The 15,820-nt window shown below is 68.1% G+C and carries 12 protein-coding genes; 4 read left to right on the top strand and 8 right to left on the bottom strand.

Annotation, left to right across the window (positions count from 1 at the left end; genetic code table 11):
- Positions 1–11 precede the first annotated feature (11 nt).
- Together HC022_RS00660 and HC022_RS00655 are read right to left on the bottom strand one after the other, a co-directional pair.
- Positions 12–1,493, bottom strand: a complete 1,482-nt coding sequence (locus HC022_RS00660; protein ID WP_254884847.1) for a sulfatase-like hydrolase/transferase — start codon at positions 1,491–1,493, stop codon at positions 12–14.
- A gap of 70 nt (positions 1,494–1,563) precedes the next feature.
- Positions 1,564–2,541 (bottom strand): tripartite tricarboxylate transporter substrate binding protein, encoded by a 978-nt coding sequence (locus tag HC022_RS00655; protein ID WP_254884849.1) that lies wholly within the window; start codon positions 2,539–2,541, stop codon positions 1,564–1,566.
- 124 nt (positions 2,542–2,665) lie between these two features.
- On the opposite strand from HC022_RS00655, the gene HC022_RS00650 reads away from it, so the two are divergent.
- Positions 2,666–3,553, top strand: coding sequence for a LysR family transcriptional regulator (locus HC022_RS00650; RefSeq protein WP_167450956.1), 888 nt, complete (start codon positions 2,666–2,668; stop codon positions 3,551–3,553).
- Between the two features lie 8 nt (positions 3,554–3,561).
- On the opposite strand, the gene HC022_RS00645 is transcribed toward HC022_RS00650, so the two are convergent.
- The 4 genes from HC022_RS00645 to HC022_RS00630 form a co-directional block, all read right to left on the bottom strand.
- A complete protein-coding gene (locus HC022_RS00645) occupies positions 3,562–5,046 on the bottom strand; it encodes a tripartite tricarboxylate transporter permease (protein WP_008888193.1) in 1,485 nt (494 codons plus the stop codon).
- Between the two features lie 10 nt (positions 5,047–5,056).
- Positions 5,057–5,545: a tripartite tricarboxylate transporter TctB family protein gene (locus HC022_RS00640; RefSeq protein ID WP_167450955.1), complete on the bottom strand. Its 489-nt coding sequence runs from the start codon at positions 5,543–5,545 to the stop codon at positions 5,057–5,059.
- A gap of 79 nt (positions 5,546–5,624) precedes the next feature.
- Positions 5,625–6,614, bottom strand: coding sequence for a tripartite tricarboxylate transporter substrate binding protein (locus tag HC022_RS00635; protein WP_167450954.1), 990 nt, complete (start codon positions 6,612–6,614; stop codon positions 5,625–5,627).
- A gap of 14 nt (positions 6,615–6,628) precedes the next feature.
- Positions 6,629–8,158, bottom strand: coding sequence for a sulfatase (locus HC022_RS00630; RefSeq protein ID WP_167450953.1), 1,530 nt, complete (start codon positions 8,156–8,158; stop codon positions 6,629–6,631).
- A 100-nt stretch (positions 8,159–8,258) separates the two neighbouring features.
- On the opposite strand from HC022_RS00630, the gene HC022_RS00625 reads away from it, so the two are divergent.
- From HC022_RS00625 to HC022_RS00615, 3 genes are all read left to right on the top strand, one after another.
- Positions 8,259–9,194, top strand: coding sequence for a LysR family transcriptional regulator (locus HC022_RS00625; protein WP_089959501.1), 936 nt, complete (start codon positions 8,259–8,261; stop codon positions 9,192–9,194).
- Between the two features lie 1,357 nt (positions 9,195–10,551).
- Positions 10,552–10,800, top strand: a complete 249-nt coding sequence (locus HC022_RS00620) for a hypothetical protein (RefSeq protein WP_167450952.1) — start codon at positions 10,552–10,554, stop codon at positions 10,798–10,800.
- Positions 10,801–11,097: 297 nt separating this feature from the next.
- Positions 11,098–12,981, top strand: a complete 1,884-nt coding sequence (locus tag HC022_RS00615; RefSeq protein ID WP_175583396.1) for an ABC transporter ATP-binding protein — start codon at positions 11,098–11,100, stop codon at positions 12,979–12,981.
- Positions 12,982–13,018: 37 nt separating this feature from the next.
- Here HC022_RS00615 and HC022_RS00610 read toward each other — a convergent pair whose 3' ends face one another.
- Positions 13,019–14,071, bottom strand: coding sequence for an AbrB family transcriptional regulator (locus tag HC022_RS00610; protein WP_167450951.1), 1,053 nt, complete (start codon positions 14,069–14,071; stop codon positions 13,019–13,021).
- 572 nt (positions 14,072–14,643) lie between these two features.
- On the bottom strand, positions 14,644–15,651 hold the full coding sequence (locus HC022_RS00605) for an NAD(P)-dependent alcohol dehydrogenase (RefSeq protein WP_167450950.1): 1,008 nt from the start codon (positions 15,649–15,651) through the stop codon (positions 14,644–14,646).
- Between the last annotated feature and the right edge of the window lie 169 nt (positions 15,652–15,820).

Raw genomic sequence — 15,820 nt, 5'->3', positions numbered from 1 at the left:
CGTGGTCGTGCTCAGGCCGCTCCCACCGCGACCGCCGGGTCGCTGGCCGGAACCTGCGGATAGTGAAAGCCGCGCTGCCCGGACAGCCCGCGATTGTCGGGGGTGGTGTCAGCGGGTTCGGGCAGACCCACGAAGCGGTCGCCGTCCACCATCTCGAGATCGCTGCCGTAAAGATGGCCGCGCAGCAGCGCCTTGAGCCGGTCCAGCGTCGCGGCCTGCGCCGGGTCGGCGGCAAGGTCATGGCCTTCGCGCGGGTCCTCCATCATGTCGAAGAGCTGGAAGCGGTTGCCGGCGGGGTACCAGATCAGCTTGTGCTGGCGGTCGCGGATCATCCGCGTCGCCTTTGCGCCGGACTGGCTCTCGCCGTAGAGGTGGTCGCGGGTGTCGGGCGCCAGCAGCGAGCAGCCCTCGACGCCCTCGGGGATGGCCACCCCCGCCATATCGAGCATCGTGGGCATGAGGTCATGCAGCGCCACGAGCCTGTCGCTGGTGGCATTGCGCCCGATGCGGTCGTGCGTGCGGGTGTCGATGACCAGAAGCGGCACGTTGGCCGAGGCGTCGTACATCAGCCGCTTGCCGAACATGCCGTGGTCTCCCAGCATGTCGCCGTGATCCGAGCAGAAGACGATGATCGTGTTGTCTAGGATGCCCTCCTCGCGCAGCGTGCCGATCAGCAGCCGGATCTGGTGGTCGATGTGGGTGCAGAGCGCGTAGAACGCCCGACGCGTGTCGGCGAGCTGCTCGGGCGGCAGCGTCGCGTAGTAGCCCCGGACCGAGCGCAGGAGCGCCGGCATCGCCGCGGTGTCGGCCGACCAGTCGCTTTCCAGCGGCGCGGCGACGCTGCGCCTTGCGTAGCGCTCGAAGTAGCGCTGCAGCGGCACCAGCGGCGGGTGCGGGTGGGTGTAGGAGACGTGCCAGAAGCCGGGCCGCGTGGGGTCGCGGCGCCGGATCTGCCGCGCGGCGGTGCGCGTGGTCCAGTTGGTCACGTGCAGGTCGTCGGCAAGGTGCCAGGTGTTCCAGCCGTATTCGTTGTTGCTCATGCCGTGGGCGAATTGCTCGCCCGGGTGGCCGGCGTCGGCGAGGGACATCTCGTAATCGTCGGGCCCGCCGAGATGGCCGCGGCCTTCCTCGGCCAGCAGCGCGTCGTCAAAGCCGATGCGATCGCGGGGCGGGTAGACGTGCAGCTTGCCGATGGCGCCGGTCTGGTAGCCCGCGGCAGAGAAGGTCCCAGCCAGCGTCCGGGCCTTGGCGGGCATGCGCAGCGCAGGCTGGAAATCGCGGTCGCCGTGGCCGCGCGCGGTGAGGCCTGTCATCATCGAGCGGCGCGAGGGGATGCAGATCGGCGTTTCGGCATAGCAGTTGCGGTAGAGCGTGCCGGAACGCGCCAGCATGTCGAGCGTCGGGGTCTCTATGTCGGGATGGCCCATGCAGCCCAGCAGGTGTGCGGGCCACTGGTCCACGGTGACGAAAAGGACATGCGGTTGATCGGACATCATCCACCTCGGGTAATCGGTACGTTCCTGGAAGGCGGGCGCCGGATCGTCCGGCGCCCCCGGGGCGGGCTCAGTTGCGGCTGGCGCCCGACATCTCGACCAGCTCGCCGAGTGTGCCGGCCTGCTCGGTCACGAAGGCGGTGAAGTCTTCGGGGCTGCCGCCGACAAGGCCGATGTTCAGCGCGCCGAAGCGTTCCCGGATGTCGGGGCGGCCGAGGATCTCGTCCAGCGCGCCGTTGACCGTCTCGATGATCTCGGGGTCGGTGCCCTTGGGCGCCATGATCCCGTGCCACGACGTGTAGACCATGTCGACGCCCTGTTCCCTGACCGTGGGCACGTCGGGCAGGGCGGCGACCCGCTCTTCCGAGGTGACCGCGAGCGCGCGCAGGGTGCCGTCCTTGATCATCGGCACCACCGTGCCGTCGATCATCACGCCGACCTCGCCGCTCATCAGCGCGGTGCGTGCGGGGGCCGAGCCCTGGTAGGGAATGTGCAGCGCCTCGATGCCCGCGAGCGAGCGGAAGAGCTCGAAGGCGAGGTGCTGCGCGGTACCGACACCGGCGGAGGCGTAGTCGATATACTCGGGGTCCTCCTTGGCGCGGGCAATCAGGTCGGGCAGGTCCGCGACCTCTTCCAGACGGGGGCCGACCGCCATCACCAGCGGGATCGAGGTGATCTGGATCACCGGGTCGAAATCCTCGAGCGGGTCGTAGACCAGGTTGTCGTAGACGTGCGGGTTGATGCCCATGGTGGCGATGTCGCCGACCACGAGCGTGTAGCCGTCGGGCGCGGCGCGCGAGGCTTCGCCCACGCCGACGGTGCCGCCGGCGCCGCCGCGGTTCTCGATCACCACGGGCTGGCCCAGCACTTCGGAGAGCGGCTCTGCGAGGGTGCGCGCGATCAGGTCGGTGTTCCCGCCCGGCGGGTAGGGCACGATGATGTTGACGGGCTGTTGCGGCCAGCCGTCCTGCGCGAGGGCGGGCGCGGCGGACAGGCCGAACGCAGCGGTTCCGGCCAGCATCAGGGCACGACGGGTGATGGTGAGCATTCGGGTCAAGGGGTCCTCCTCCTTCGGTCGACGGTCCAGAGTGTGGGTCTGGATGGAACTGATAAGTGTTGTCAGAGATACCTAATTGGGAAATAAGCGGTACTTATCATTCGGCGGAGGCACCATGGACACGGGACAGATGCGGGCGATCGTCGTGCTGGCCGAAGAGCTGCACTTCGCCCGCGCCGCGCGCATTCTCGGAATCAGCCAGCCGGCGCTGTCGCAGAAGATCCAGCGCGTCGAGACCGAGATCGGCATGACGCTGTTCGACCGGGGCCAGCGGCACGTGTCGCTGACCCCCGCGGGCACGGCGCTGGTGGCCGACCTGCCCGAGCTTCTGACCCGTATCGACACGGTGCTGGCACGGGCCGGGCGCATCGCCCGTGGTGACGAGGGCTTCCTGCGCGTGGGCTTCATCGAGAATGCCAGCTTCCACCTCGTTCCCCATGTCATCACCCGGCTCAGGCGGCGCTTTCCCAATGCGCAGGTCGATCTGGTCGAGATGATCTCGCCCGACATTCCCGACGCGCTGGCACGCGGCGACATCGACGTGGCGCTGACCCGGCCTTTGCCCACCGACACACTGCGCGCGCACGAGGTGATGCGCGAGCGGTACTACGTGGCGCTGTCGGACGGCGACCCGCTGGTACGGCAGGAGACGGTGCCGGTGCGGGCGCTCTGCGAGATGACCTTCATCGCTGCGGCGGGGCGCAAGTCGTCCTACCTGCGCGGCCAGTTCGCAGCGCTGTTCGAGCGCCACGGCTTCCGGCTCGGTATCGGGCAGGAGGTCAACCAGCTGCCGGCCATCATCGCGCTGGTGGCGGCGGGGGGCGGCTTCACCATCCTGCCGCGCTCGGCCACCGGGCTGTCGATCCCCGGCGTCTGCTACCGTCCGATCCGCGACGCGGACGCGCCCGAGGCAGTGCTGCACGCCTGCAGTCGCGAGCATGACACCAACCCGCTGGTGCAGGCTTTCTTCGCCTTCGCGCTTGAGCTGCGCGGCCAGGGATAGGGCCCGGCTCAGCGGGCCTTGCGCGGGCGCAGCGTGGTGACGGTCACGTAGACCAGCATCACCGCCGCGATGGCGAGGATCGTCGCGCTGATCGGGCGCTCGAGGAAGATCATCGGCCCGTCGCGCGACAGCAGCAGCGCCCGGCGGAAGTTGTTCTCGAGCACCGGCCCGAGGATCATGCCGATGATGATCGGAGCCAGCGGGTAGCTGGCCTTGCGCAGCACGTAGCCGATGCACCCGAAGGCCAGCATCACCCAGAGGTCGAAGACCGAGTTTTGCAGCGCGTAGGTGCCCATGGTCGAGAGCAGCAGCACCAGCGGCAGCAGCCAGGCCTTGGGCACCTTGAGCACGGTGCCGAAGAACGGCACCAGCAGGATGCCCAGCACGATCAGCACCACGTTGCTGGCGAGGTAGGCGAGGAAGATCCCGCCCGCCACGTCGGCGTGGTACTGGAAGAGCTCGGGGCCGGGGAAGAAGCCCAGCAGGAACAGCGCGCCCAGCAGCACCGCGGTCGAGGCGTCGCCCGGGATGCCCAGCGACAGCGTCGGGATCAGCGCGCCGCCGCAGGTGCCGTTGTTGGCGGCCTCGGTGGCCACGACCCCGCCCTCGGCACCCTCACCATAGCCGTCCTCTTCCGCAGCGAGGCGCTTGGCCACCGCGTAGGAGACAAAGGCGCTGACGTCGCCGCCGGCACCGGGAATGGCGCCGAGCCCGGTGCCCAGAAGGGCCGAGCGCACAACGTTCCAGCGGTGGTTCACGATCAGGCGTAGGGCGCGGAACGAGATCCGCAGCTTCTGGATCTGTGGCCGGTCACGGAAATTGCCGCCCTCGACCTGCACGAAAAGCTCGGAAAGGGCGAAGAGCCCCACCACCACCGCGACGAGGTTGGGCCCCGAGGTCAGGTTGATGGTGCCGAAGGTGTAGCGGTAGGCCTGGGTGAACTCGTCGGTGCCGACGGTCGCCACCGCCAGCCCGAGCCCGCCCGCGAGCATGCCCTTGATGGCCGAGCCCTCGGAGACCACGGCGATGGTCAGCAGGCCGAGCAGCGCCATGGCGGCATATTCCGGCGGGGCGAATTTCAGCGCGAAATCGGCCAGCACCGGCGAGAAGAAGATCAGCACGATGCCCGCGACCAGACCGCCCAGAGACGAGGCGGTGATCGAGAGGCCGATGGCGTCCTGGCTGCGGCCCTTCTGGGCCAGCGGGTAGCCGTCGAAGAGCGTTGCCGCCGCCAGCGGCGTGCCGGGGATGCGCAGCAGGATCGCCGAGATCGAGCCACCGGCGGAGCCTCCGACATAGACGGCGATCAGCATGGCCATGGCGGGGATCGGCTCGAGGTGGAAGGCCACCGGCAGCAGCAGCACGATGCCCATGAGCGGCCCCAGCCCGGGCAGCACGCCGATGACGAGGCCGCCGATGATGCCGAGCACGGTCAGCAGGACCGAGGCGGCGGAAAAGTAGAGGGGTGCCCCCTCGAGCAGCAGGTCGAACACGGAAGCAGGCCTATCCGAAGAGGGTGAAGCTGAAGATGCCGAGCGGCAGGACCACGTTCAGCAGCCCTTCGAATACGGCCGCCACGATCAGCGTGGCGGCGATGGCACCGGCGATGGCGGCAAGCGGACTCAGCCCCAGCATCGCGAAGAGAACCGCCAGCAGGACCGGTGTCGTGAGATAGTAGCCGAGCCAGCCGAGGCACAGCAGGTAGACCACGAAGAGCCCCGTCGCGATCAGCGCGAGCCGCGTGGTCGCGGTGGGATCGAGCGGGGAGCGTTGCGAGATCTGGCCCGTGACGATGCGCAACGCATTGATCAGGCTCAGCGCCAGCAGGATCCACGCGATGATCGAGGGATAGGCCGCGGCGTTGGACATCGGCCCGCCCGAGGCCACGCCCTGGTCGCTGAGCGAGGTCGCATTCTGCCAGAAGATCAGCAGCGGCACCGCGCCGATCAGGATCCAGGCAAGCCAGTCATAGGCATGTTCACGCAGCTTCATGACACTCTTCCGGTTGCGGCCAGGGCAGGACGGGCGGCCGCCGCAGCGTGCCGCCCGAATGCGCGTGCCGGGTGACGGGTCAGAGCCCGTTCAGGCGCTCGGTTTCCCAGTCGATGGCGGCCTGGCCGTGCTCGAGTTCGCCCGCGACGGCGCCGACGATCTCTTCGTACTGGTCAGGCGAGAAGCCGGTGGGCACGTAGCCCATGTCGAGCAGGCGCTGGCGCACGTCGTCCCGCTTGAGGGCTGCTTCCATGGCATCGCGCAGCTTGGTGACGACATCCTCGGGGGTGTCCTTGCGCACAAGCCACCAATTCCAGCCCGAGGGGCTGAGGTTGGCCATGCCGATGTCGATGTCGAACGAGCCGACCAGCGGCGCGCCGCCGTAGGTGGCCGAGGCGTCCTCCATATCCGAGAGCACCGCAAGCACTTTCATGTCGTCCTTGTTGACGTTGTAGACGCCGGGGTTGGTGATCATGAAGTCGAGGATGCCGCCGCGCATGTCGCGCACCGCGATGTCGATCTCGGGGTAGGGCACGAGCTGGGCGATGGTGTCTGTGGCCATCAGCGTCGCGGCGCCGACCATGTGCGGGATGCCTCCGGCGACGCCGGGGGAGTAACGCAGGTCTCCCGGATTCTCCTTCATGTAGGCGATCAGGTCGGAGAGGTCGTTGAACCGGTCGTCATCGGCGCGCACGGCGATGGCGAAGCTGTTCGAAGTGGCGGACCACAGCGGGGTGAAGTCCTGGTAGGTCCAGTCGGCGTTGCCCTTCATCGGCTGGATCACCAGCGGGGCCACGTAGCCGTCGAACAGGGTGTAGCCGTCGGCGTCGCGCGACATGGCGGTCTCGAAGGCCTTCACGCCGCCGGCGCCGGGGGTCGAGACCACCGAGATGTTCACGCCAAGCTCGTCGCCCATGGCGTCGGCGATCACCTGGCTCGCGGCCATGGTGGCCCCCGGTGCCCAGGGGTAGATGCTCTCGATGTTGCGCTCGGGGAATTCGGCCAGCGCGGGACCGGCCAGAACGGCGAGCCCAAGGGCCGCCGCGACGAAGCGAGATGTCAGGGTCATGAGGTTCCTCCCAATCATGCGTTTACTTCCAGTGCGATCCCGTACCAGCCATAGGTCTCTTCGGGGGCGTCATGCGCGCGGAATGCGGCTTCGGCCTCGGCCACGAGCCGGGCCTGAACCTCCGGATCGGTGACCGGCGCTTTCTGCGCCGGGTCGGTTCGGAGGTCGTAGAGCCGGGTCTCGGCGTCGTCGAACCCGAGACCGTCGTTCATCGGCACCCGCTTGGCATCGGGCAGGGCGTCGATCGCCATCAGCGGCACGCCCTTGGTAAAGTCGAAGCCCGGCACCATGGTGGCGGTCTTCAGCTCGGTGGTGGTGAAGGGCCCGGTCATGTGCTGCGGCGCGAGCGTGTATTCCCTGAGCCCCGGCGCGCGCCAGTCCACCGGGTAATGGTAGAGCGCATACCGCCCGTCGGCGATGCCCACCGGCCCGCCGAAGATCCCGAAGATGGCACTGTCGCGCACCTTCTCGGCCGTGCCCGCCAGCAGCGGCGCCAGGTCATGGGCGCGCACCTCGGGCGGCAGCTCGGCGCCGTGCAGCCCCAGCAGCGTCGGCATGATGTCCGGCGTCTGGGTGACGGCGCCGCAACGGCTGCCCGCCGCCTGCGGGTTGCGCGGGTCGTGGATCATCAGCGGGATGTGGCTGACTTCCTCGTAATACGGCATCCGGCATTTGCCCCACCAGCCGTGCTCGGACAGCAGGAAGCCGTGATCGGTCGACACCACGAGCGCGGTGTCCTTCCACATGTCATGGGCATCGAAGTAGTCGAGCAGCCGGCCGAGATACTCGTCGCACATCGCCACGAGCGCGGCATAGTTGGCGCGGATCTCGTCGAGTTCGGTCGGAGTCTCGGTGGCGCGGGCGTAGTAGGGCCAGTCCAGAGCGCCGCCCTCGTAGTCGGTCGGGAAGGCGTCGCGGAAGCGTTCGGGCGCGTGAAACGGCTCGTGCGGGTCGAAGCATTCGAGCATCAGCAGCCAGTCGTCGGCCGCGCGGTTGCGCTCGAGGAAGTCGAAGCCCGCGGCAAAGCACTTGGGACCGGGGAAGTCGGCCTCGTCTTGCATCACCTCGCGGTTCACCATGTGCTGGAAGCGCTTGCTCGAGCGGTCGAGCGGGTAGTGCTTGTCCGAGAATTCCGCGCGGAACCTGTCGAGCGGCGGCGCGACCATCGGCACCCAGGGGTCGTATTCCTGCCCGCGGATGAATTCCCAGCTGTCGAAGCGGGTGTGGTAGCCGGCGCCGCCATCCTCGAAGTAATGCACGTGGTCTGTGATGAGGTGCGAGTAGACGCCCTTGTCGCGCAGCACGTCGGCAAAGGAGTTGTCGAAGGCTTCGAGCGGTCCCCATGACCGGTGCATGAAGTTCAGCCGGCCGGTGTGCAAATCGCGCCGCGCGGGCATGCAGGGCAGCGAACCGGCGTAGTGTTGATCGAAGGTCACGGACCGTGCCGCAAGCCGGTCGAAGTTCGGCGTGGCAATGGCGTCGCCGCCATAGGCCCCGAGCGCCGTCCGGTTCAGGCTGTCGAAAAGTACGAAAACTGTGCGCATTGCCCCTCCAGTCCGCAGGAGAGCATGGACGAAGTACGGTGATAGTGTAAAATAGATAAACCGCTGCCAAAAATAAATCTAATCTATCGAACTGGCCCTCATGTCGCCCTACGATGCCTTTCTGAGCCGCCGGCTGCTGCACTTTCTCGCCGCGGCCGACGCCGGCAACCTCCACCGCGCCGCCGAGACGCTGGGCCTGTCGCAGCCGGCGCTGACCGTGAGCCTGCGCAACCTCGAGCAGGAGATCGACGCCACGCTCTTCGAGCGCTCGGTCAAGGGGGTCACGCTGACCCCGGCGGGAGAGCTGTTCTACCGCCACGCCGGTGCCCTGCGCACCGCCTCGCGGCAGGCGCAGGATGAGCTGAAGGCGCTGCGCACCGGCGAGGCGGGCACGCTGCGGATCGGCGCCGGGGTGGCGTGGTCCGCGACGGTGCTGCCCGAGGTGCTGCGCGACATGCGGCGGGACTACCCGGGCCTCTCCATCGACCTGCTGACCGGGGTCGGCGACCAGCTGGCCATGCAATTCGCCGAGGGTCGGATCGACCTCTTGCTGGTGGCGGGCGGGTTGGCCGGGCAGCCGCTGGAGGATGCGCGGCGCGAGCAGCTGGTGACCCTGCCGATGGAACTGGTGGTGGCGCGCGATCACCCGCTGGTCGGGCAGGGGCCGGTCGGCGTGCGGCAGATCGCGGGCTACGACTGGGTCGGCTTCGCCGATGACGACAGCTTCCTGCATCTTTCGGCGCTGCTGACCGCGCGCCATGGCCTGGCGCCGCCGCGGATGGCGATGCGGGCCAATTCGGTCGCCGCCCTCGGCACCTTCGTGCGCGGCACCGATGCGGTCATGGTGGTGATCTCGTCGCTGGCCTCGGCGATGTGCGACGAGACCCTCGTGACCCTGCCGCTGCAGGAGCCGCTCTGGGACATGCCGGTGAGCCTCTTCTGCCGCGAGCTGGTGGCGGGCCGCCCGGTGACGCTGGATTTCACCGAACGGCTGCGCCGTGCCATCGAGACCGTGGTCGCGCAGGGCCATGCCTGATTCCGTGAGCGCCCCCATGGACGGCGCTCAGGCGCTCTCGGCGTGATCCGCGCGGGGCGCGTCTTGGTTGGTATATCCCGGCCTGCGACAAGGGTTCGGTCCGGACAGGTAAGGGTCGCGTTGCCCGGAGACTGTCGTTCTCAGCGGTCCTCGGGCACGGAGCCGCCTGTGATGGTCTGATGGACGGCGCCGGGCGGCCAGTTGCCGGAGGAGGCTCGCGCGGGGCCAGAGGTGCTTCAGCCGACATGATCGAAGGCCCGAGCAAACAGCCGCGGCACGTCGCGGAGAGGTCGATGCCGTATCAGAGGAGGGAAGGAGCGCGGCGACCCTCAGGGAGGAGGAGAGAGGGTCGCCGCTGATTTCCGGGGTTCAGGGAGGAGGAGAGAACCCCAGGAAACTCTGTGGCACATCGCTGCGCCGTTGAGATCAAACTAGCCAATGCTGCATTGCAGAACAATGGTCAGGATCGCAGACCTGATTTGCGGTGAGCGCATGGCAAGAGGCCTCGAGCCCTGCCGGGCGGCATCTGTTCCGGGAACTGCGCCCTCAGCGCAGCTGACAGGTCGCAGGAGGACGATTCAGACTGATCGTTTTCGTCGACGCTGCCGCCCCGCAGATACGAGCGGCGTTCGGGACTTCGATCGGCGGAGTCGAAATCGGCCGCAACATCGCGTCTGATGGGCTGCACAGGAAGTCTCTCAGCGGTCCGCCAAAGCCGGTCTCTCGTGCCCGACCGGCGGCCAGGGGGAGGCGGTGTAAAAGGCGCGGACATGGGGCCTTGCTGCATGGGGCTGACGGCCCGGTGCATCGCCCGGATGTCCCGGGCCGGTTCACAAGGCCGCCTCTGCGCTCCCCACGCTCCCCCTCGGCAGCCTGTCACCGGCCCGGTTCCTCACCTGGGCGCGGTCTGTCTCGTGCATCGGCGCGCGCGGCGCCTTGATCTGGATCATGAAAACAGCCGAAGGCGAGAGCGCATTGCCGCGGCGAGGCGTCTGATGCGGGGGCGGTGCGGTCGCAGTGCGCCGAACGGCTTTCGTACAGCCTCCCTGAGGTGCGCGCATACGCACAGAACTTATGAATGAATGCGAACCGCCGTGTAAAAGGTCATCTGTTCACGACCTTTCACCGGATTTGCGATCACATGGCGCCAGCGCTTCCCAGCATTCCCTGGCCCGGGGCGTGCTCCGGTGCGCGAAGACTCACTTTCAAGGCCACGAGTTCGCGAGCGGCAGTGAGGTTCGGCGTGATTTGAAAGCTGCGGCGGCGGGGACGATATCAGCCTCATTCGACAGACGCCGAACACGAAAAACGATCGCGCTTCGGCGCACCGCAAACCGAAATCGAAAAGGAACGCATCATGAAAAACGTTGCACTCATCGCCGCCGCCGCCCTGACCGCCGCCACCACCTTTGCTGGTGTCGCATCGGCGCAGACCTTCAACACCGGAGACTTCGCCCGCTCAGCTCTGGAGCGTATCGCACCCGACGCCGACGTGGCTGCTCTGAGCAATGCGCAGGCGGTTGCCGTGTACCAGGTGGTTCAGGACGAAACCGGCGCAGCCAACCAGAAGGCCCGCGCCGAGTCGATGATCCGCTCCTATCAGTAATCAAGGACTTCCCGGTTTCGCCACGCGCGATGACCGAGGAGATCCGGGGATCTGACGAAAAGGGGTGTCCGTGAGGACACCCCTTTTTTGCGTGTGAGGGGGCAGCGCTGTCATTCACGAGTCAACGGCAGCATGCCTCTCATCAACCGAAGGTGATTGGCCCTCGACCCGCTTTCGGGAGACGTACGGACCGATGCGCAGCGCCACGCCCTTCCGCGGCCCAGCTTCGTCGTGTCCATCAATTACCCATTGCCCATTCGATCCAAACCCGCCAACGGGCCCGGAGCGCTGTTCCCCATGTTTGACCGCACCGTGAAAATCGAAACGCCGGACGCGCAGGACAACGCCGCGCCAGATGCGGCCTCCGCGCCCGCGCCCGCGCCCGCGTCCGAGAGCGAGAGCAAGGCGGCGCGGAAGAAGAGAAGGTCGCAGAAGTCCCGGCAGCGCATCCGGGCGCTCATCCTGTCGAGCCTCCGGTCGCAGTCGAAGACCTACATCATCGCCATCCTCGCCATGGTCGTCGGTGCCTCGGGTGCTGCGCTGACCGCGTGGGTGATGGAGGGCATCGTCGACGCGATGAACGACAGCGGCAACATGCGGCGGGTGTTCTCGGTCTCGGTCACGGTGGCGGCGATCTTCACGGTCAAGGGCCTCGCGAGCTACGTGCAGGCGGTGTTCATGACCCGGGCCGGAAACCGCATCGTGGCGATGCTGCAGATCCGGTTCTACGAGCAGTTGTTGCGGCAGGGCGTCGCCTTCTTCAACGTCAACGAATCCTCGAGCATCCTGCTGCACAGCTCGCGCAGCGCCCAGAAGGCGCGGCAGATCATCGACCTCGTCGTGACCTCCTTCGTTCGCGACATCCTCACGCTCTGCGGGCTGATCTTCGTGATGTTCTGGCAGCAGCCGGTGCTGACCCTCGTGGCGCTGGTGATCGGGCCGATCCTGATGGTCGTCGTCCGGGTGATCATCAAGCGTGTGCGCGCCATCGTCGAAAAGGAGACGAGCTCGCTTACCGAGATCCTGAAGGTCACGCAGGAGACCGCCGCGGGCTTTGCGGTGATCAAGCTCTTCGGGCTCGAGGACCGGATGGCCGCGCGCATGAACACCGCCGTGCGACAGGTCGAGGAGCGTTCCAACGCCGTCGCACGGATGCAGGCCATCACCTCGCCGCTGGTCGAGACGCTCTCGGGCCTCGTCATCGCGGCGGTGGTGATGATCAGCGCCATCGACCTCTTCGACGGCCAGCCCACCACGCCGGGCCAGCTCATGTCCTTCATCACCGCGCTGCTCATGGCCTACGAGCCGGCGAAGCGGCTGACCCGGCTGCGCGTGCGGCTCGAGGCGCTGATCAAGCCGGTGCACATGATGTTCGACCTGATCGAGACGCCGCCCGCCATCGGGACCGAGGACGAGACGCGCGAGCTCGTCCCGGGGCCGGGCGAGATCAAGATGCGCGGGGTGTCGTTCGGCTATCGCGAGGGGCAGGACGTGCTTCGCGCGCTTGACCTGCGCTTCGAGGCGGGCAAGACCACGGCGCTCGTCGGACCGTCGGGCAGCGGCAAGTCCACCATCCTGCAGCTGCTCATGCGGCTTTATGATCCGACCTCGGGCGAGGTGGTGGTCGACGGGCAGGACCTGCGCCGGATCGCGCCGAAATCGCTGCATCGCACGTTGTCCTACGTCGGGCAGGAGACCTTCCTCTTCTCGACCACGGTGATGGACAACCTGCGGGTCGCCCGTCCCGATGCGAGCGACGAGGAGGTGATCGCCGCGGCGCGGAACGCCAATGCGCATGACTTCATCTCGGCGCTGCCGCAGGGCTATCAGACCGAGGTTGGAGAGAACGGCGCGCTGCTGTCCGGCGGCCAGCGCCAGCGCCTCGCGATTGCGCGCGCCTTCCTGCGCAGCGGCCGGATCCTGCTGCTCGACGAGGCCACCAGCGCGCTCGATGCGGATTCCGAGCGGCTGATCCGCGAGGCGATGCAGCGGGTGAGCAGGGAGACCACGACCGTGGTCATCGCCCACCGCCTGTCGACGGTGATGGACGCCCATCGCATCCACTTCATCGAGGACGGGCAGGTGATCCAGTCGGGCAGCCCCTCCGAGCTGCTGCAGGCAGACGGGCCCTTCCGGGTGCTCTTCGAGCAGCAATTCGGCGGGATTGCGCAGGAGGCCTGAGCGGGCTCCGTGCGGCCGTCAGCGGCCGACGCTGCGTTCAGTCCCGGCGGCCCGAGCGTCGCGCGGCGAAGCGCGCCAGCGGCGGGCCGAAGAACAGCACGATCAGGAAGCGCATGGTCTGCAGTGCCATGACGAAAGGCAGGTCGACCTGCGTCGAGGCGGCGATGATGGCGACGGAATCCATGCCTCCGGGGCTGGTCGCGAGATAGGCGGTCACCGGGTCGATGCCGAGCCAGAAATGCAGCATCGCCGCGAGGCAGCCGCTGAAGGCCAGCAGCGCGAGGATCGAGCCGATGATCTTCGGAAGCGCACGCCACGCATAGGCCAGAACGGCGGTGCTGAAGCCTAGTCCGATGCGCCAGCCGAGCATCGCGTAGGCCAGCGCGAGGAACCATTCCGGAAGCTGGAAATGACCGAGCCCGCTGACGTTGAGGACGATGCCCACCAGCATCGGCACCAGCATCTGGCCCGCGGGGATGCGCGACAGGCGCCCCAGCCAGCTTCCGCCCACGATCAGCGCCGCGGTCACCGCCAGCGCCGACCAGTCGGGGGCGGGGAACCAGACCGTCTCGCCCGTGGCGCTGCCGCTGCCGTCGCCCCAGAGCCCGGCCAGCAGCGAGGCCGCGAGCGCCACGAAGAGCACCCGCAGGTACTGCATGAACGCCACGAGCCGCACGTCGGCGCCGAAGGCCTCGGCCATCAGCGTCATCGCCGTCGCGGCCCCGGGCCACGAGCCCCAGATCGCGGTGGTGCCGGGCAGCACATTCCAGTGGCTCAGCATCAGCCCGAGCGCGGCGCTGGCCATCAGGATCAGGATCACCACGCCCAGATAGATCGGCCAGTCCTCCGCGAGGTTGGTGAGCACCTCCATCGAGATCGACGAAGCCACCAGCACGCCCACGGTCGCCTGTGCCAGCTGGAAGGGGATCACCGGAACCCTCAGGCCGAAGCCCCGCGCGCCGCAGATGACGCCCGCGATCATCGGCCCGAGAAGCAGCGCCGCCGGGACCCCGACCAACTCCATTCCCACGCCGAAGATGAGCGACAGCGCAACGAGGACGCCCCATTTCTGTCCCGCTCTTATCGTCATCCGCCGCATTCCTTCCGATCTCGCCGGCTATCTCCGACATAGGCCGGAGATGTGCAATCGACATGCCGGGGTATTATTTGCCAGATCCGTGTGGCGCGGGGCCGATCGGGGGCGGCTCCGGGCCCTGTCGCATGTTGGGCTTGTCGGGTGACGAGGGCAGGTGTCGGTGCTGTCGGCCTGGAGTGCTCGAAGGTCGCTCTATCTTAGGTGCGCGCTCTGGCGGCGCATCCGGCGCGTCTGTCATGCGCGGCGGTCAGCGGCCTGACTGTGCCGGCGCGAATGGTCGCGCCCAGTGACTGCTGGCGGGCGGGGCGCGAGGACATGCGCGGATCGCTGGCGCCACCTGCCGTGTGGGATGTGCCGGAGCGGCCCCAGCCCACGCTACCTGACCTGCATCGACCTCCCGGCCAGTGCAGACGGAGAGTCCGGGGCGCTCGATGCCATCATCTTCGGGGGCGGAGCCACGGCGATCCGCACACCTGCCACCTCCCGCCAGAGCGGGCGGAGGTGGCAGGCCCGGTGAAGATGCTGTCTGCCGCCGACAACCCCAAGGACGTCGCAGGACCCGACGCCTACATCGTCACGCAGATCTTGCCGAAATGCGTGCCGCTTTCCTGATGGCGGAAGGCCTCGGCCAGGTCGGCGAGCGGGAAGCTGCGGTCGATGACGGGCCGGAGTTCCAGCGCCTCGAGGCCCCTGACAAAATCGAGCTGGTGCTGCCGCGAGCCGACGATCAGGCCCTGAAGGCGCTGTTGCCGGGCCATCAGCAGCGCGGTGGGGATCTCGCCCGAGCGGCCGGTCAGCACGCCGATCAGCGCAATATGGGCGCCCGGGCGGCCGGCGACGATCGACTGCGCCAGCGTCGCCGGCCCGCCGACCTCGACCACGATGTCGACGCCGCGCCCGCCGGTGAGACGGCGCATCTCCTCGCCCCATTCCGGCGTGGTGCGGTAGTTGATGACGTGATCGGCGCCGTGCGTGCGCAGACGGTCGAGCTTGGCATCCGAGGACGAGGTGGCGATCACAGTCGCCCCCATCGCCTTGGCCAGTTGCAGCGCGTAGATCGACACGCCGCCGGTGCCCAGCACGGCCACCGTGTCGCCAGCCTTGATCCCGGCATCGACCACCAGCGCGCGCCACGCGGTGAGGCCCGCGGTGGTGATCGTCGCGGCCTCTTCATGCGTCCAGCCCTCCGGCGCGCGGGTGAACCACGAGGCGGGCAGGGTGACGCGCTCGCGGGCGTAACCGTCGCGGCCGTCGCCGGGGGTGGTCGAGAAATCGCTGGGCCGGTCGTCGCCGGTCTGCCAGTCGGGGAAGAAGCAGGACACCACGCTGTCGCCCACGGCAAGGCCGTCGACGCCCTCGCCCACGGCCTCGACCACGCCGGCACCGTCGGCCATCGGGATGCGCCCGTCGGGCAGTGCGCCCTCGACCGCGCAGACGCGGTAGTCGTGGTAGTTGAGCGAGCTGGCGTGGATCCGAACGGTGATCTCGCCGGGACCGGGGGCGGCCGGCTCGCTCATGTCGCTCATCACGAGGTTGTCGAGCCCGCCGGGGGCCTTGATCGCCACCTGTTTCATGGGGAATGCCTTTCGTCTTGTGCCTTGCCTGCCCGCCTCGGGGCGGGCGCTGGGGCTAAGCTAGCCCCGGGACGCGGCGCTTCCATCCCGGAGCGACCCTTGCAGGTGTCAAGCGCGGTAGTCGCGGCCCAGCCCGTCGATGGAGCGCAGATGGGCATCCCACTCGAGC

Source organism: Salipiger sp. HF18 (genome assembly GCF_011806505.1).
Lineage (GTDB): Bacteria > Pseudomonadota > Alphaproteobacteria > Rhodobacterales > Rhodobacteraceae > Salipiger > Salipiger thiooxidans.
The sequence above is the reverse complement of the archived record's forward strand: the minus strand, read 5'-3'. Positions and strand labels throughout refer to the sequence as shown.